Raw genomic sequence first — 15,836 nt, 5'->3', positions numbered from 1 at the left:
AATCCAAGCAGCCGCCCCCCGGGTCAGCCCACCACCCGCCCGACGCCCTCGCGCCGGGGGTCGGCCACCGCCTCGAGGTGGCCGTCGGCCGTGGTGAGGGCCGCGCCGACCCCGCCGAAGTACATCGACGGCTCGTCCTCGACCCGCACCTCCTCGTCGGGCAGCCCCGCCCGGTGCACGTGCACGCGCGGGTGGGCGACGGCGTCCGCGAGGCCGAGACCGCCGGCGAACCCGGCGAGCGCGCACACGATCGCGGTGGTGATCCGGTCGGCGCCGGGCGAGCCGATCGCGAGGGTCGCGCCGTCGTCGTGGCGGCCCACCGTCGGGGCCATGTTGGACAGCAGACGCGCGCCCGGGGCGACGCTACGTCCCGGCGGGTTGAGCTCCTGCTCACCGAGGCAGTTGTTGAGCCAGATGCCCGTCCCGGCGGCGATCATGCCGGCGCCGTAGCCCGACGACACCGTGATCGAGCACGCGGCCCCGTCGGCGTCGGTGACCGAGACGTGGGCGGTCGACCCCGACTCGAGCACGCTGCGGTGGTCGGCGTCGACCCGGTCCAGCCAGTCGCGGGCCGCCGCGTCGAGGTCGCCAGCGGTCTCCAGCACCTCGCGCCGGTGACCCAGGACGGCGCGCTGCACGCGGACGAGGTGCTCGACGTCGTCGGCGTCCCAGCCGCCCACCGGGCGCCCGTCGAGCAGGCGCAGCATCGACGCGACGACCACGCCGCCGACCGACGGCGGGGGAGTGGTGGCGAGGCGCCACGGCCCGACCCGGGTCGTGAGGGGCGCGCGGACGACCGGCTCGTACGCCGCGAGGTCGGCCGCCGACAGCACGCCGCCGCGCGCCTGGAGGTCGTCGACGAGCAGGCGGGCGAGGTCGCCCTCGTGCATCGCCCGCGGTCCCGCGGCGGCGACGTGCTCGAGCGTCGCGGCGAGGTCGGGCACCACGACCCGGTCCTCGGTCACCCGCCCGGACGCGTCGTGCAGCGCGGCCCGGCTGGCGTCGTCCCAGCCGAAGACCGACTCGTGGACGTGGTCGAGGTAGTAGCGCGACGCCGACCCGAGGGCGAACCCGTCGCGCGCCACCGCGACCGCGGGCGCGAGCAGGTCGCGCCACGGCAGCCGGCCGTCGCGCGCGTGGGCCTCGCCGAAGGCGGCGAGCGAGCCGTGCGTGGCGACCGACCCGGGGCCGATCGTGATGGTGACCCCACCGCCGTAGGCGGTCGAGACGTCCCAGGTGCGGGGCGCCGGCGCCCCCGGGTCACGGCCCCTCCCGGGCCGGTCGACCCAGCCGTCCACGGTGTACGCGTCGCCGCGGGCCGGCTGCACCGCGACGAACCCGCCCGAGCTCAGCGAGACCAGGCCGACCTCGTTGACCATCGCGACCAGCGCCGCGGCGATGGCGGCGTCGACCGCCGAGCCGCCCGCCCGGGCGACCTGCTCGGCGGCGTCCGCCGCGGCCGGGTTGGGCGCGGCGACGGCGAGCGCGCTCATCGGCGGCTCAGCGGCGGGTGGCGATGACGGCGGACGCGTCGGTCGCGACCATCACCTCGACGGCGGTGAACCGCTCGTCGGTGAGCCACTGCTCGCGCAGCGAGTCGACCCGCCCGTAGGTGATCGGCGGCCACGACTCGCACGGCGCGAAGTCGTCGAGCACGACGATGCCGCCCGGCTCGACGAGGTCGATGATGGTGTCGACGCCGACCTCCGACGGGGTGCCGGAGTCGAGGAAGAGCAGCGAGAACGGGCCGCGGTCGCGCAGCACGTTCCAGTCCGCCGCCAGCACCTCGACCTTGTCGTCGGTCTCGAAGATCCGCGACGCGGCGCCGGCCAGCGACTCGTCGAGCTCGGCGGTGAGGATCCGCGCCCCGTTGCGCACGCCGCTGCGCAGCCACGCGGTGCCGACGCCGCAGCCGGTGCCGAACTCGGCCATGGTGCCGCCGCGGGTCGCCGCGAGGGTCGCGAGCAGGCGGCCGGTCTCGTTGCGGCAGAAGGCGACGTAGCCGGCCTGGCGGCACACGTCGAAGGCGCGCTGGACGACGTCGGGGAGATCCGGGGGAGCAGACATGAGGTCGCCGAGTCTGTCATCCCTCGCGCCGTATCCCATTCGCTGGTCTGACATCTCACGATCTGACACGTTTGCGCAAACCCGGTGCGGAACGCCGACCCGCGGTCGTACAGTCGTCGCACCATGCGGAGCGTCTTCGTACTTATCGATCGCCGCGGCGAGGCCTGACAGAGAGGCCACCTCGTCGCGGTGTTCGGCGTTGACGAGGTGAGACGCCCCCGGCCTTTCGACTCGCACCCTGGGCTCGACCCAGGTGCTCGAAGTCGCCGCCTCCGTGGCGGGTCCTCGCAGTCACTGCGCGATCCGCACACGCCAGGCCGGGAGCCGGACCGGGCGATCCCCGCACTCCTCGCTCCTCCACCCGCCGCGGTGTCGGTGGCTTCGGGCAGCAGTACCCGACCAGCCACCCGATCCGCCACCCCCGAGGAGTGATCTCGATGTACGACCTGTATCCCGACAGCTGGGGCCCCGCCGCGCACGACCCGGAGAACCCGCGCAGCAACGAGAACGTCACGGCCGCCCTGCAGACCGCGCTTGACCTGCGAGACAACGGCGCCGAGCGCCCCGACGACAACTAGCCTCGCCGGCATGTCCGACACCCAGCAGCACGCGTCCGCACCGGCCTCCGGGTCCTACGCCCTCGCCGTCATCCCCGGCGACGGCATCGGCCCCGAGGTGACCGCCGAGGCCCTCAAGGTCCTCGAGGTCGCCTCGCCGGTGAAGCTCGAGCCCACGCGCTACGACCTCGGCGCGGAGCGCTACCTCGCCACCGGCGAGGTGCTGCCGGACTCGGTGCTCGCGGAGATCCGCGGGCACGACGCGATCCTGCTGGGAGCGGTCGGCGGCAAGCCCAACGACCCGAACCTGCCGCCCGGCATCCTCGAGCGGGGACTGCTGCTGCGGCTGCGCTTCGAGCTCGACCACTACGTCAACCTCCGCCCCTCGCGCCTGTTCCCGGGCACGGCCTCACCCCTGGCCGACGACGTGCTGGCGAAGGGCGACATCGACTTCGTGGTGGTCCGCGAGGGCACCGAGGGCCCCTACACCGGCAACGGCGGCGCCCTGCGCGTCGGCACCCCGGCGGAGGTCGCGACCGAGGTCTCGGTCAACACCGCCTTCGGCGTGGAGCGGGTCGTCCGTGACGCGTTCGCCCGCGCCGCGAAGCGACCCCGCAAGAAGCTGACGCTGATCCACAAGACCAACGTGCTGGTCCACGCCGGCTCGCTGTGGTGGCGCACCTTCGAGGCCGGGGCCGCCGAGCACCCGGACGTCACGACCGACTACATGCACGTCGACGCGGCCATGATCTTCCTGGCCACCGACCCCGCCCGCTTCGACGTCGTCGTCACCGACAACCTCTTCGGCGACATCGTCACCGACCTCGCCGCCGCCATCACCGGCGGCATCGGTCTGGCCGCCTCCGGCAACGTCAACCCCGACCGGACGGCACCCTCCATGTTCGAGCCGGTCCACGGCTCCGCCCCCGACATCGCCGGCCAGCAGAAGGCCGACCCGACCGCCGCGATCCTCTCCGGAGCGCTGCTGCTCGACCACCTCGGCCACGCCGACGCGGCCGCCGCGATCGAGGCGGCCGTGCTGGCCGACCTGCGCGAGCGCACGCCCGGCGCGACCCGTCGTACGAGCGAGGTCGGGGACGCCATCGCCGCCAGGGTCGGCTGAGGCGTGGCCGCCCTGCCCGCGTGGTCGCAGGTCCCCGTCGAGGGGCGCCTGACCGGCTTCAACTGGCAGGGCGAGGCGGTCGCCTTCGGCGGTCGTGGTGACCGGCCCCTGGCCGTGCGGCTCGGTGCTGCCGGGGTCGTCGCCGAGGCGGTCCCGGTCGGCCGCGGACCCATCACGTCGGCCTGCTGCTACAGCGCGTACGACTTCGTCGTCGGTCGCGTGCGTCCATGGCTGACCACGCACGACTTCGACTCCTACCAGCACCTGCCAGGCTGCGCGTGCAACGAGCGCCTCGAGGACGCCACCACCCTCGACGCCGAGCGGCTGTGGACCTTCTGCGTGCAGGACAGCGACGTCTTCGTGCTCACCGTCCGGGCCGACGGGTGGCTGGTGCCCGGCCAGATGGTCGACGGCGCCTTCCCGACGCCGCGCGGCGTCCGGGTCGTGGGCGACGTCGCCGCCGCCGAGCTGGTCGTCCGAGCCCCGGCCGACGAGGTGCTCGTGGTGGCCGGCCCGCTCGAGGGCGCCGACGGGTCGACCTCGCCGGTGTGGCGCTGGACTTCGCTGGACGGATGGGAGGCCCGGCCCCTCGGCCAGCCCCTCGACCTCGTGACCGACCTCTGGGAGGGCGGCTGGGCGGCCGGGCACCGCGAGTTTCGGCCGGTGCTGCAGCGCTTCTCGGGCACCCGCCACGGCGCGTACGACCCGGCCGCCTCCTTCGCGCTGCCCGTCGACCTCGACCCCGACCACCCCGTGGTCCTCGTCGTCGGCTCGCCCGACCTGGTGGCCCTCCAGTCCGCCGACGGACCCCAGCTGTGGGTCCGGGGCGAGGACGGCTGGGGCCACCATCCGCTGCCGTCGGGGAGCCTCGACGCGGCCATCCACGTCCACCCCGAGGAATGGCGCGACGGCGACGACGTCGTGCTGGCCGACGACCGTGTCTTCGTCGCCGTCGACGGCCGGATCTGGCACTCCCCGCACCCGATAGGTTGACCCCATGCAGATCAGCACCACCGCCAACCCCACGCCCGTCGACGACGCCCGGCTCGCCGAGATCCTCGCGAACCCCGGCTTCGGGACGTACTTCACCGACCACATGCTCACGGTCGAGTGGACGCCGGAGGAGGGGTGGCACGACGCGCGGATCACGCCGTACGGCCCGCTCACGCTCGACCCGGCGACCGCGGTGCTGCACTACGCCCAGGAGACCTTCGAGGGGATGAAGGCCTACCGCCACGACGACGGCTCGGTCTGGACCTTCCGGCCCGAGCAGAACGCGGCGCGGATGGTCCGCTCCTCGCAGCGGCTGGCCTTCCCGGAGCTGCCGGTCGACGACTTCGTCGCGTGCGTCGACGCGCTGGTCGAGGCCGACCAGCGCTGGGTGCCCGACAACGCCGCGTCCGGCGGCGGCGAGAAGTCGCTCTACCTGCGTCCGTTCATGTTCGCGTCCGAGACCTTCCTCGGCGTGCGCCCCGCGCAGCACGTGACCTTCATGGTGATCGCCTCGCCCGCCGGTGCCTACTTCAAGGGCGGCATCAAGCCGGTCAACCTCTGGCTCTCGGAGACCTTCACCCGCGCCGGCCGCGGCGGCATGGGCGCGGCCAAGACGGGCGGCAACTACGCCGCGTCGCTGGCCGCCCAGCGCGAGGCGATCGAGAAGGGCTGCGACCAGGTCGTCTTCCTCGACGACCAGGAGTTCCGCTACATCGAGGAGCTCGGCGGGATGAACCTGTTCTTCGTGCACCGCGACGGGAGCATCGTCACTCCCGAGACCGGCACCATCCTCGAGGGCATCACCCGCGCCTCGATCATCGAGCTCGCCGGCAAGCTCGGCCACGCCGTCGAGGAGCGCAAGTTCTCCATCGACGAGTGGCGCGACGGCGTCGCCTCCGGCGAGATCACCGAGGTCTTCGCCTGCGGCACCGCCGCGGTCGTCACCCCGGTCGGTGAGCTGCGCTCGCCCCAGGGCGTGACCCCGGCCCCGGCCAGCACCGAGCTCACCATGCGGATCCGCGAGGCGCTGGTCGGCATGCAGTTCGGCCGCAACGAGGACACGTTCGGCTGGATGCACCGGGTGGTCTGACCCCGGCCTCCACCCCGGCCTCCACCCCGGCCTCCACCCCGGCCTCCACCCCGGCCTCCACCCCGACCTCCACCCCGACCTCCACCTCGGCCGAACGGCCGAGGAGGTCGGGCCCGCGGGACGATCCGGCGCGCGCCGCGCGCGACGAGGCTCGTCCCATGACGACCACCGCACCCGCCACCTCCCCGCCCGCGACCCGCACCCGCCGTGACTGGTGGATCCCGGCGAGCCTGCTCGCGCTCGCGCTCGTCCCGTCCGCGGGAGGCGTCTTCCGCGTGGTCGACCTGTCGAGCGGCCGCACGGCGGAGAACGCCCGCTTCTTCGACCTGCCCGTGCCGATCCTGGTGCACATCTTCGGGGCGACGACCTTCCTGGTCCTGGGTGCCCTGCAGCTGTGGCCGTCGTTCCGGCGCAGGCGGCCGGCGTGGCACCGCTGGAGCGGTCGCGTGCTGGTGCCGGCGGGTGTCGCCGGCGGCCTCAGCGGGATGTGGATGGCGGCCTTCTCCGACGTCCCCGCCCACGACAACGCTGCGCTGATGTGGCTGCGGCTGCTCTTCGGCGCCGTCATGGTCGCCGGGCTGGTGCTCGGGCTGGTCGCGATCCGGCGCCGTGACGTCGTCACCCACCAGCGGTGGATGGCCCGCGCCTACGCGGTCGGCCAGGGTGCCGGGACCCAGGCGCTGTTCCTGGGGCCGTACGTCGCGCTCGTCGGCCAGCCGTCCGGGAACCCCAAGGCCGTCGTGATGGGCCTGGCCTGGGCGGTCAACCTGGTGCTCGCCGAGTGGCTGGTGCGACGGTCTCAGTCGAGGCGACGGGTCTGATAGGCCCAGAGCGCGAGCTCGACGCGGTTGCGCACCGCCAGCTTGAGCATCAGCGACCCGAGGTGGGTCTTCACGGTGCTCAGCGAGACGTGCAGCTCCGCCGCGACCTCGTGGTTGGTCAGGCCACGGGCGACCGCGAGCAGCACGTCCTCCTCCCGCTCGGTGAGCGGGGACGTCGGGGACCGCGGGTCGTCCCGGGTGGCGTACGCCCGGAGCAGCCGGGTCGTCACCGTGGGCGCGACGAGCGAGCCGCCGTCGGCGGCGGCGCGCACCGCGTGCGCCAGCACCTGCGGCCCGCAGTCCTTGAGCAGGAAGCCGCGGGCGCCGGCCTGCAGCGCGCCGTAGACGTAGTCGTCGAGGTCGAAGGTCGTCACCACGACGACCGCCATCGGGTCGGCGACGTCGGGTCCGGCGAGCAGCCGGGTCGCCTCGATGCCGTCCATCCGCGGCATCCGGACGTCGAGCAGGCACACGTCGGGGCGCAGCCGCCGGGCCTGCTCGACGGCGTCGCGACCGTCGACCGCCTCGGCGACGACCTCGATGCCGTCCTGGGCGCCGAGGATGGTGGCCAGGCCGGTGCGGACGATCTCCTGGTCGTCGGCGACCAGCACCCGCAGCGTCATCGGGCGTCCACCGTCCCCGCCGGCAGCACCGCGCGGACCGTCCAACCGCCGTCGGGCGCCGACCCCGCGGTGAGGGTGCCGCCGAGCAGCGTCGCGCGCTCGGTCATGCCGACGATCCCGTAGCCCTCGCCGTGGGTGGGCTGGCCGCGCCCGTCGTCGTGCACGGTCAGCTCGACGTCGGCGCCGCGGCGGGCGACGCGGACGTCCACGCGGGTCGCGTGGAGCGCGTGCCGTCGGGCGTTGGACACGGCCTCCTGCGCGATCCGGTGCAGGGCCGCGGCGGTGGTCGGGGACAGGTCGTCGACCCCGTCGAGGCGGACGTCGACCGCCGGTCCGTCGTCGCCCGTGCGGGCGAGCCCGGCCAGGTCGTCGAGGGGCCGGTCGGGCGCGGCCGCGTCGTCGCGCAGCGCGCGGACGACGGTGCGGGTCTCCGCCAGCGTCCGGCTGGCCTCCTCGTCGATGCGCCGCAGGGCCTTCTTGGCGGCCTCCGGGTCGGAGTCGGCGACCGCGAGCCCGGCCTGCGCACTGATCGCGATGGCCGTGAGGTGGTGGGCGACCGTGTCGTGCAGGTCGCGCGCGAGCCGGTCGCGCTCGTCACGGCGTACGTCGACGAGCCGGCGCGCCTGCAGCAGGGCGCGGGAGCGGAGCAGCGCCCCGAGCGCCACCGCGGTGACCACCACCGCCGACCCGCCGAGCCGGTCACCGGTCGGGAGGTCCTGCACCACCAGCGAGGTGCCGGCGACGAGGGCGAAGAGCCCGAGACCGATGACGGCCTCGCGTCCGGGCGCCCACCGGGCGAGGGAGTACGGGATCACCAGCGCGACCACGGCCGCGCTGAGGTCCCCGGGCTGCGTGCCGGACACCTGCCCGACCGCGGCGGTCACCACGGCGCCCGCGGTGAACACCACGACCGGCACCAGCGGACGCGTCCGCCGGACGAACAGCGTGGGCAGCCAGACCAGCAGCGCGCCCAGCGATACCCAGCGCCACGCGGGCGCGGGCGTCGTGAGGAGCGCCTCGAGGACGCCGGCGACCGCGAAGTAGACGACCAGCCCGAGCTCGAGGCGGGCCGCCCTGGCGTCGTCGGTCGGCGCGGGCGCAGGGAGGTGCCAGAGCTGGCGCAGGACGGTGGGCACGCCTGAACCGTAGTGGCGGTGACGGCCCTCGCGGATCGGCCGGATGACCGAGGCGTCAGCCGGACACCTCGCGCGTGGTGCCGTCGACGAGGGTCACCGTGTAGGTCGACACGCCGTCGGAGTCCGGGTGCTCGCTGCTCGGCTTCGGGGCGGGCCACCACGCCGCGAACCTGCCGCCCGCGACGGACGCCTCCACGTCGGTGCCGGCGCGGGTGTGCACGGTGACCCCCGTGACGTCGACCCCCACGTAGCCCTCGACCTGGTTGATCCACTCCTCGGCGTCGGTGAAGGGCCACCACCCGTCGACGGGCATGGCGCCGACGGCGCCGTAGCCCTTGATGCCGCTCCGGGAGACGTCCGGCGGACGGCCGGCGCCCTGCCCGTAGCTCCCCATGAACCCGACGTCCCCGGTCGCCCCGCGTCGACCCACGAGGTCCTCGTCCATGAGGCAGGACAGCTCGGCTCGGGCGCCGGTCAGCAGCACGTAGGTCCACTCGCCCCGCCGGTCCGCGATCACGACCTGCTGTGCCCGGTCCGTCACGCCGAAGCTCGCGCGGCACGTCGCGGCGGCCTCGGCCCGCGCCGAGCCGGTCAGGGTCTCGGGCGTCGAGGTCCACGAGCCGAAGGCCGAGCCGCCCAGCAGCGAGGGCCCGGCGACACCGAGGACGCCGGCCAGCGCCACCGGCACGAGCAGCCGCCTCAGTCGCCGACGCGGTCGGCCGCGTGGCTCCGCGGCCGGCTCGCGGGCGGGGGTGGCCAGGATGCGGGCCAGCGTCGCGTCGGCGCGCTCCCGCTCGGCCCGGGTGAGAGCGGTCGCGTGAGCCGGGTCGAGGTCGCGCAGGGCAGCGTCGGGGGTGGGCCTGGTCATCGGGGGCTCCCGTCGTGTGTGAGGCGGCCGGACGGGCGGTCGTCGGTGGGGATGGGGTCGACGAGGCGCCTGAGCACGCGCCTGGCCCGCGACAGCCGCAGCCGGAACGCGGTGGGAGAGATGCCCAGCACCGTGGCCGCCTCGGGCGCGCTCAGCCCGTCGAGGACGGACAGCGCGATCGCCTCCTGGTGCAGCGCGCTCAGGAGCGGCCAGGCCGCCGCGATGTCGGCCCGGTGGGCGACCAGGTCGGGGTGGTCGCCGACGTCGGCGAGGTCGTGGCGGACCTCGGCGAGACGGACGGCGACGGCGTCGTGGCGGTCGTCGCGTCGCCTGGCGTTCTGCAGGGTGTGGCGCGCCACGCCGAACAGCCACGCGCGCGCGGACGACAGGTCGGCAGGGACGTCGTCGAGGCGGCGCCAGGCGACGAGCATGACGTCGCCCACCACGTCCTCGGCACGGGTCGGGTGGACGCGCCGTCGCACGAAGCGGAGCAGGTCGACGTACGACGCGTCGTAGACCTCCCGGAAGCGCTGCTCGCGCTCCTGCGGCGAGGACGTGGTGGAGTCCATACCCCTCACCTGTCCGAGAACCTGCACGTGTGTCGCAGACGATCGCACACGCCCCTCACGTCCGCCTGGCGAACCTGACGTCGCCGTTCGCGAGCCTCTCGGTGGAGTAGCCGGGGTCGTGGACGCGATGGTGGTGGTGCGAGCAGAGCAGGACGCCGTTGGCGAGGTCGGTGGGGCCGTCGGCGGACCACGGCACCCAGTGGTGCGCCTCCGCCCAGGTGCCCGGGACGTCGCACCCCTCGGCGCGGCAGGTGCGGTCGCGCAGCAGCAGCGCCCGTCGCTGGACCGCGGTGAAGAGTCGCTGTGCGCGGCCCACGTCCAGGACCTCGGACGCGCCGCCGAGGACGGCGGGGACGATCCGGGCGTTGCACGCCAGGCGACGGATCTCTCCCGCGCTCAGGTGCTCGCCCGCGCAGGGGTCGTGGTGGGCGTCGCTCGGGACGGTCCCCGCGCCGAGCAGGTCTCCCGACCCGAGCGCGGACCTCAGGGCGTCGAGGGAGACGGTGACGACGATCGTGGTGGCGTCGCCGCCGTGGACCGGGAGCCGGCCGGGATCGAGGTTCTCGAGCAGCTGGCAGAACGCCTCGCCCAGCCGGCGGGGGTAGGTGAGCCGGGCGACGGGGTCGTGGGCGGTCGCCCCGTCGCCGGCCTCGGAGCGGGCGCCGTCGGCGTCGGATCCGGGACCGTCCGTGTCGCTGCGCGCGTCGGGGTTCGCGGGGGCGCCGAAGGGGGAGTCGTCGCGGCGCGGGTTGGCGTAGGCCTCGAGGTAGTGGGCGAGGCGCGTGGCGACGGCGTCGGGGAGCAGCGCGGACAGGCGGGTGGTGCCGTCGCCCTGGCGGCGCAGCGAGACGCGGGTGCGGCGGCGCGCCTCCTGCTCCTGCGCGGCGAGGCGCTGCGCCTCGGCCTCGTCGGCGACGTGCGGGGCGACGACCGCGAGGACGTGGCGCCCGATCCGGGCGAGCTGCTTCGGCGCGAACCGCGCCGCGTGCGCGACCAGCGCGCGCTCGGCCTCGTCGACCACCTCGGTCGGCACCACGTCGGGCAGGTCCTCGAGGGCGCGGACGACCACCCGTGCCTGCGCCGGCGTCACGTCACCTGCGCGGAGCGCGGCACCCACCTCGGGACGGTTCCGGTCGAGGGCGGTTGCGAGCCGGAGGTCGGCGCGGGCGTCCTCCGGGCGGAGGCGGCACGCGTGGGCGAGCCAGTCGGCGACGTCGCGGGCACCGGTCCCGGCCGCCACGTCGGTGGCGTCGGCCATCACCCTGAGCCGGAGCTCGGTGACGCGCGACTCGAGGCGTACGAGCTCACGCAGGGCGTGGGCCTTCTCGTCGGTCGACATGAAGGTCGGGTTGGAGTCGACGACTGCCTTCAGCACGTCGTCCAGGAGGCCGGCAGCAGCGACGATCGGGTGGGTCATGGCGGCCTCCTCTCGACGACGGTCGACCGTGCGCGTGCACGGTCGAATCACGGTCGTCGCTCCTGGAGGCCCCCAGCTGGGGAGGCAATTACATGACCCTCGCGGCTCGCCTCCCTCCACCCCGGCATTCGACTACCCGGAAGTCTCGGAGACGTGGGACCTACGCTACGCCGGTAGCATACTTTTCGCAAGCATGTTCGTACATCTGTGGACAGGCGGAAGGTGTCCTCGCGAGCCGGCCGTGCCGGACGTGTGCCGCGGTCCCGCTGCCCGGCCGGCCCTAGCGAGGAGACGGGGTGGCCAGGCCGTCGCGCCAGGGCGTCAGGTCGAGGCCGGGGTAGCGCTGCGCCACGCCGGCGAGGGTCTCCGCGGTCCAGAACGGGTGACCCGGGCCGGGGAACCCGAAGGGGGCGAGCTGGCGCGGCCCGGCCTGCTCGACGAAGGCGTACCAGTCGTCGTCGTGGCTGCGGTCGGCCCACGCGTGGCGCTGCGCCCACTCCGCGGCGGCCGGGCGGTAGTTGAGGTGCATGGTGAACCGCGCGCCGCGCGGCCGGGTGATCGCCGACCCGCGGTGCACGGTCTGCGGCTGGAACGCGACCACCGTGCCCGGCGGTCCGGCGGCCGGGACCTCGTGCTCGTAGAGGTCCGGGCGGCCCGGCGAGAGGAACCCGCCGCCGTCGTCGGGCCCGGTGCGCGGGAAGAAGTTGGGGCGCGCCGGAAGGGCGTCGGTCGCCGCGCTGCGCGGGACCATCCGCGGGGCGCCGAGGTCGGCCGTCACCTCCGAGAGGAAGACGAAGACCTCGAGCTGGCGGAACTCCGGGGCGCTCGACGGCGCCAGGATCGTGTGGTTGAGGTAGTCGCGATGCAGGTCCTGGTCGTAGTCGGCCGCGCCCTCGTACTTGCCCCACGCCTCCGCCGAGTAGAGGCGGACGTCCGGGGTGGCGAGCAGCGTCGTCGCGAGGTCGAGCATGGCGTCGCTGACCGGCAGCCGGCTGAGCGCGAGGCTCGCGAACGGGAAGCCGTCGATGCCGTCGAACTCGTCGCCGACGAACCGGGCGTTGCGCTCCGGGTCGACGCCGTCGTGGAAGTCGTCCGCCGACGGGAAGAGCTCGCCGAGCCCGGCGACGGCCGGCTCGAGGACCTCGGGCGGGAGGTACGCCGGCAGCACGACGTAGCCGTCGTCGAGCCAGGTCTGACGCGCGTGGTCGAGGTCCATGCATCGGTTCTACGCGTCGCGCACCGGGGGACGCACCTGGTTATGGCTACTGCCCGCTGGTCGGGGACTTCGAGAACAGGCCGATCAGCCCTGCGACGATTGCTGTGACAACGCCGATCGCCATCGCGCTGTCCTTGTCCTTGGCGACGAGCACGCCCGCCGTGATGAGAGCGATGATGGCAACGACGATCAGACCCACGATCAGCGTCAACCACAGCTGCGTTCGGTACTTGTCGCCGCCCGGGAAGAGATCAGCGTTCGCCTGGCGAAAGGCGTCGGTAGCTGCCTTCTTCTCCTGAGCGGGAAGAGCCCGGACAGTGTCCATCGCCTGACTCGCCTGGTCGACTGCCGCGACCGCCTGGTTCGAGAGAGCTGCCATGGTGACCCCCGTCGTGATCAGGACTAGGAATTCACTGTAGGAGCGAGACGCGCGATTGGGAACAGGTCGGACGCCGCCACCCCCGCCACACCCGCGGCGATCAACCCCTGCCCGGCGGTGTAGGTCGCCATCACGAACACGTCGATCGCGGGCCGCGGGCGGGCGAGCAGGAAGGCCTGCGTCGCGAGCGCGGTATCGGAGACGACGAAGAGCGCGGTGCCGGCCTGGATCGCCCGCCGCGACGCGCGGGGGAGCGACCGGTCGACCAGCCGCGAGGTCGCGAACATGGCGCTCAGGACGGTGGCGTACGCCGCGACCGGCGCGCGCAGCGTCGGATCCTCCCGGCCGGCGGCGACGGCCATCACCGGCGCCGAGGCCAGCCAGAGGCCGAGCGGGAGGCGGAGGTCGGACCACCGGGGGTCGGGGTCGCGGACCGACAGGAAGCCGGCGACGTACGCCACCTGCGCGCCGAAGAACGACCCGACACCCGTCAGGAAGGCGCGCTCCCCGGAGCCGAGCAGCGCGACGTCCCCGCCCCACGAGAACACCTGGGCGGTCGTGGTGCTCCGAGCCAGGCGGGAGCCGTCCGCGTGCTCGGCGGAGGCCCACGCCAGCGCGGGCATCAGCGCCGGCTTGGTGGCCCACCGCAGCCGGCGCGCCCGGGTGCCCGGCCGGCCCGCGGCGACGCTGTCGGCGACCGCGAGCGCGGCGTACGCGGCGGGGCGGAGGAACGAACGGGCGCGGGGCACGCCCACATCATGGGGCCCGACCCGTCGCGCGACCAGACGCGCGGGTGCGGGGTGCGGGGGAGCGGCGGCCGTACGATCGTCCCGTGACGACGTCCCCGAAGGCGCCGCCGCCCGGTCTCACCGTCGGCGGCTACGCGCTGCGTGCCCGCCTCGGCGAGGGCGGCATGGGCGTGGTCCACCTCGGCCAGCGGCCGGGGGAGCGACCGGTCGCGATCAAGGTGCTGCGCCCCCACGTCGTCGGCGACGACGAGGCGCGGCGCCGGCTGGCGCGCGAGGTGAGCTCGCTGAGCCGGATCCGCAGCCGCCGGATCGCCGAGATCGTCGACGCCGACCCGTGGGGCGAGATCCCGTTCGTCGCCACCCGCTACGTCCCCGGCCTGTCGCTGCACGACCACGTGCAGGAGGAGGGACCGCTCGACGGTGACGACCTGCTCTGGTTCGCCGACTGCCTCGCCGAGGCGCTCGACGCGGTGCACTCCGTCGGGGTGCTGCACCGCGACATCAAGCCGTCCAACGTGATCATGGAGGGCCGCACGCCGATCCTCATCGACTTCGGGCTCGCCCGCGTCGCGGAGGACTCCCGGATCACGATGAACGGGTGGCTGCTCGGCACGCCCGGCTACCTCGCGCCCGAGATCCTGCACGGTGAGGACGCCACCGCCGCCTCCGACGTGCACGCCTGGGCCGCCACGGTGGCCTACGCCGGCACCGGGCGCGCGCCGTTCGGCCGCGGGCCGTCCGTGGCGATCATGGACCGCGTCCGCCGCGGCGAGCACGACCTGTCCGACCTCGACCCGGTCGTCCTGCCGCTCGTCGAGGACGCCCTCGCGCCCGAGGCGGCCGACCGGCCCACGCTCGAGGAGGTCCGCGACTGGCTCGAGGAGCTGCGCCACGGCGACGCGCCCCGGCCCCCGCGCACCGCGCCCCACCCGGTCACGCTGCCCTACGTCGCAGCCGCCCACCAGGCCGCCGCCGCGCCCACCGACCTCGCCGCTCCCGCGACCGTCGCGGCGACGACCGGCACGATGCCCGGCGTCGTGGGCGGTCCCGGTGTCGTGGACGAGCCGGTGCACTGGTCGTCGGACTGGAGCGAGCCCGACCACCGGGAGGACCCGTACGGACCGCCCACCCAGGGCTGGGGCGAGGCGGGCACGCTGCCGCACCGCCAGACCCGCGTGCTGCCCGACGGCTCGACCGAGTGGGTCACCGACTACGGCGCCCCTGCCCCCGAGCCGGTCCCGGCCGGCGAGCGGCTGCGCCGCGGGCTGTCGCTGCTCGCCCTCGGCGGCGTGGTCGCCGGCGGGATCACCTACGCCCCCTACCTCGCGCTCGTGGTCGTCCTCCTCGCCGCCTGGCTCCTGCGCAGCGGGTCGCTCGCCGCCAGCTCGGTCGGCAACCGCCGCAACCGCCGCGGGGCGAAGTGGTACGACGGCATCCAGCTGCTGCTCGCGGCGCCATGGCACGTGGTCGCCGGCCTCGGCGGCACGATCATCCTGCTGCTGTGGTGCGTCGGCATCGCGACGGCGGTGGGCCTGCTGTGCTTCGCGGCGTCGGTCTCGCTCACCACCTCGCTCGGCGTCGTCGGAGGCGGGTTCGCGCTCGGCCTCTGGTGGGGTCCCGGCTCCGAACGGCTCCGCTCACCGGTCCACCGGGTCGTCGACCCGCTCGCCCGGCGCGGCGTCGCGTGGCTGCTGGTCACGCTGCTCGTCGGCGCCCTCGGCTCCGGGCTCGCCGCGGCGGCCGCCGCGCAGGGCCCGCGCTGGACGCCCTACGACGACGCGCCGCTCTCCGACGTGTCGCTGCCGCGCTGGCTCTGACGGTCGTTCACGCCCGCGGTCGCCCCGCGCACGCGATGCAGGTCCGCGCGGCCGGGAGCGCGTCGAGGCGTACGCCACCGATCGGCCCGCCGCACGACTCGCACGTGCCGTAGGCGCCGGCGTCGACGCGGTCGAGGGCGGCGTCGAGCTCCGCGAGGTGGTGGCGCACCTGGGTGACGATGGCGCCGATCTGGGAGCGCTCGAAGGCGATGGTGTGGCCCTCGGGGTCGTGCTCGTCGTCGGCGTTGGAGTCGAGCGACGCGGCGACCACGGCGTCGAAGTCGCCGGTCAGGCTCGCCAGCCGGGCGAGCGCCGACTCGCGCTCGTCGCCCAGGCGGCGCCTCACGTCGGCGGCGTCGGCGTCGGGTGCAGGGGTGTCCACGACAGCATCATGGGGCGACCCACCGACAG

General features: G+C 74.8%; 17 protein-coding genes. 6 read left to right on the top strand and 11 right to left on the bottom strand.

The genetic code is table 11. The features are described from left to right. Positions 1-23: 23 nt before the first annotated feature. Positions 24-1,493, bottom strand: coding sequence for a gamma-glutamyltransferase (locus LN652_RS06370; RefSeq protein ID WP_230443842.1), 1,470 nt, complete (start codon positions 1,491-1,493; stop codon positions 24-26). A gap of 7 nt (positions 1,494-1,500) precedes the next feature. Next, the gene (locus LN652_RS06365; RefSeq protein ID WP_230443841.1) at positions 1,501-2,067 is read right to left on the bottom strand and encodes an O-methyltransferase; all 567 of its coding nucleotides are present in this window, start codon (positions 2,065-2,067) and stop codon (positions 1,501-1,503) included. A gap of 437 nt (positions 2,068-2,504) precedes the next feature. On the opposite strand from LN652_RS06365, the gene LN652_RS06360 reads away from it, so the two are divergent. From LN652_RS06360 to LN652_RS06340, 5 genes are all read left to right on the top strand, one after another. Further along, positions 2,505-2,645 (top strand): hypothetical protein, encoded by a 141-nt coding sequence (locus LN652_RS06360; RefSeq protein ID WP_230443840.1) that lies wholly within the window; start codon positions 2,505-2,507, stop codon positions 2,643-2,645. Between the two features lie 10 nt (positions 2,646-2,655). Beyond that, positions 2,656-3,747: a 3-isopropylmalate dehydrogenase gene (locus LN652_RS06355; protein ID WP_230443839.1), complete on the top strand. Its 1,092-nt coding sequence runs from the start codon at positions 2,656-2,658 to the stop codon at positions 3,745-3,747. A gap of 3 nt (positions 3,748-3,750) precedes the next feature. Further along, entirely contained in the window at positions 3,751-4,740 is a 990-nt protein-coding gene (locus LN652_RS06350; RefSeq protein WP_230443838.1) for a hypothetical protein, read from the top strand. A 4-nt stretch (positions 4,741-4,744) separates the two neighbouring features. After that, entirely contained in the window at positions 4,745-5,830 is a 1,086-nt protein-coding gene (locus LN652_RS06345; RefSeq protein WP_230443837.1) for a branched-chain amino acid aminotransferase, read from the top strand. A 158-nt stretch (positions 5,831-5,988) separates the two neighbouring features. Continuing rightward, a complete protein-coding gene (locus tag LN652_RS06340; protein WP_230443836.1) occupies positions 5,989-6,651 on the top strand; it encodes a DUF2306 domain-containing protein in 663 nt (220 codons plus the stop codon). Here the strand turns inward: LN652_RS06340 and LN652_RS06335 are convergent. From LN652_RS06335 to LN652_RS06300, 8 genes are all read right to left on the bottom strand, one after another. Beyond that, positions 6,630-7,274 carry a response regulator gene (locus tag LN652_RS06335; protein ID WP_230443835.1) on the bottom strand — a complete coding sequence of 215 codons (645 nt, stop codon included), beginning with the start codon at positions 7,272-7,274 and terminating at the stop codon, positions 6,630-6,632. The genes LN652_RS06340 and LN652_RS06335 overlap by 22 nt on opposite strands. Then, a complete protein-coding gene (locus tag LN652_RS06330) occupies positions 7,271-8,410 on the bottom strand; it encodes a sensor histidine kinase (protein ID WP_230443834.1) in 1,140 nt (379 codons plus the stop codon). Before LN652_RS06330 ends, LN652_RS06335 begins: the two co-directional genes overlap by 4 nt. A gap of 55 nt (positions 8,411-8,465) precedes the next feature. Then, positions 8,466-9,278 (bottom strand): hypothetical protein, encoded by an 813-nt coding sequence (locus tag LN652_RS06325; protein WP_230443833.1) that lies wholly within the window; start codon positions 9,276-9,278, stop codon positions 8,466-8,468. Further along, positions 9,275-9,847 carry an RNA polymerase sigma factor gene (locus LN652_RS06320; protein ID WP_230443832.1) on the bottom strand — a complete coding sequence of 191 codons (573 nt, stop codon included), beginning with the start codon at positions 9,845-9,847 and terminating at the stop codon, positions 9,275-9,277. The genes LN652_RS06325 and LN652_RS06320 overlap by 4 nt, the downstream gene beginning before the upstream one ends. 55 nt (positions 9,848-9,902) lie before the next feature. After that, positions 9,903-11,264, bottom strand: coding sequence for an HNH endonuclease signature motif containing protein (locus LN652_RS06315; RefSeq protein ID WP_230443831.1), 1,362 nt, complete (start codon positions 11,262-11,264; stop codon positions 9,903-9,905). 280 nt (positions 11,265-11,544) lie between these two features. Continuing rightward, positions 11,545-12,480, bottom strand: coding sequence for a phytanoyl-CoA dioxygenase family protein (locus LN652_RS06310; protein WP_230443830.1), 936 nt, complete (start codon positions 12,478-12,480; stop codon positions 11,545-11,547). 46 nt (positions 12,481-12,526) lie between these two features. Next, positions 12,527-12,859, bottom strand: a complete 333-nt coding sequence (locus LN652_RS06305) for a hypothetical protein (protein WP_230443829.1) — start codon at positions 12,857-12,859, stop codon at positions 12,527-12,529. 23 nt (positions 12,860-12,882) lie between these two features. Beyond that, positions 12,883-13,608: a lysoplasmalogenase gene (locus LN652_RS06300; RefSeq protein WP_230443828.1), complete on the bottom strand. Its 726-nt coding sequence runs from the start codon at positions 13,606-13,608 to the stop codon at positions 12,883-12,885. Between the two features lie 83 nt (positions 13,609-13,691). Here LN652_RS06300 and LN652_RS06295 point away from each other — a divergent pair, with 83 nt between their 5' ends. Further along, a complete protein-coding gene (locus LN652_RS06295; protein WP_230443827.1) occupies positions 13,692-15,425 on the top strand; it encodes a serine/threonine protein kinase in 1,734 nt (577 codons plus the stop codon). A 7-nt stretch (positions 15,426-15,432) separates the two neighbouring features. Here LN652_RS06295 and LN652_RS06290 read toward each other — a convergent pair whose 3' ends face one another. Next, positions 15,433-15,807, bottom strand: coding sequence for a TraR/DksA family transcriptional regulator (locus LN652_RS06290; RefSeq protein ID WP_230443826.1), 375 nt, complete (start codon positions 15,805-15,807; stop codon positions 15,433-15,435). Positions 15,808-15,836: the final 29 nt, after the last annotated feature.

Source organism: Nocardioides okcheonensis (genome assembly GCF_020991065.1).
Classification (GTDB): domain Bacteria; phylum Actinomycetota; class Actinomycetes; order Propionibacteriales; family Nocardioidaceae; genus Nocardioides; species Nocardioides okcheonensis.
This window is presented reverse-complemented; position numbering and strand designations above follow the sequence as displayed.

Bases quoted from the DNA above. Each gene is read 5' to 3' on its own strand.
- LN652_RS06370 (WP_230443842.1), bottom strand. From the start codon at position 1,493: ATGAGCGCGCTCGCCGTCGCCGCGCCCAACCCGGCCGCGGCGGACGCC.
- LN652_RS06365 (WP_230443841.1), bottom strand. From the start codon at position 2,067: ATGTCTGCTCCCCCGGATCTCCCCGACGTCGTCCAGCGCGCCTTCGAC.
- LN652_RS06360 (WP_230443840.1), top strand. From the start codon at position 2,505: ATGTACGACCTGTATCCCGACAGCTGGGGCCCCGCCGCGCACGACCCG.
- LN652_RS06355 (WP_230443839.1), top strand. From the start codon at position 2,656: ATGTCCGACACCCAGCAGCACGCGTCCGCACCGGCCTCCGGGTCCTAC.
- LN652_RS06345 (WP_230443837.1), top strand. From the start codon at position 4,745: ATGCAGATCAGCACCACCGCCAACCCCACGCCCGTCGACGACGCCCGG.
- LN652_RS06340 (WP_230443836.1), top strand. From the start codon at position 5,989: ATGACGACCACCGCACCCGCCACCTCCCCGCCCGCGACCCGCACCCGC.
- LN652_RS06335 (WP_230443835.1), bottom strand. From the start codon at position 7,274: ATGACGCTGCGGGTGCTGGTCGCCGACGACCAGGAGATCGTCCGCACC.
- LN652_RS06325 (WP_230443833.1), bottom strand. From the start codon at position 9,278: ATGACCAGGCCCACCCCCGACGCTGCCCTGCGCGACCTCGACCCGGCT.
- LN652_RS06320 (WP_230443832.1), bottom strand. From the start codon at position 9,847: ATGGACTCCACCACGTCCTCGCCGCAGGAGCGCGAGCAGCGCTTCCGG.
- LN652_RS06315 (WP_230443831.1), bottom strand. From the start codon at position 11,264: ATGACCCACCCGATCGTCGCTGCTGCCGGCCTCCTGGACGACGTGCTG.
- LN652_RS06310 (WP_230443830.1), bottom strand. From the start codon at position 12,480: ATGGACCTCGACCACGCGCGTCAGACCTGGCTCGACGACGGCTACGTC.
- LN652_RS06305 (WP_230443829.1), bottom strand. From the start codon at position 12,859: ATGGCAGCTCTCTCGAACCAGGCGGTCGCGGCAGTCGACCAGGCGAGT.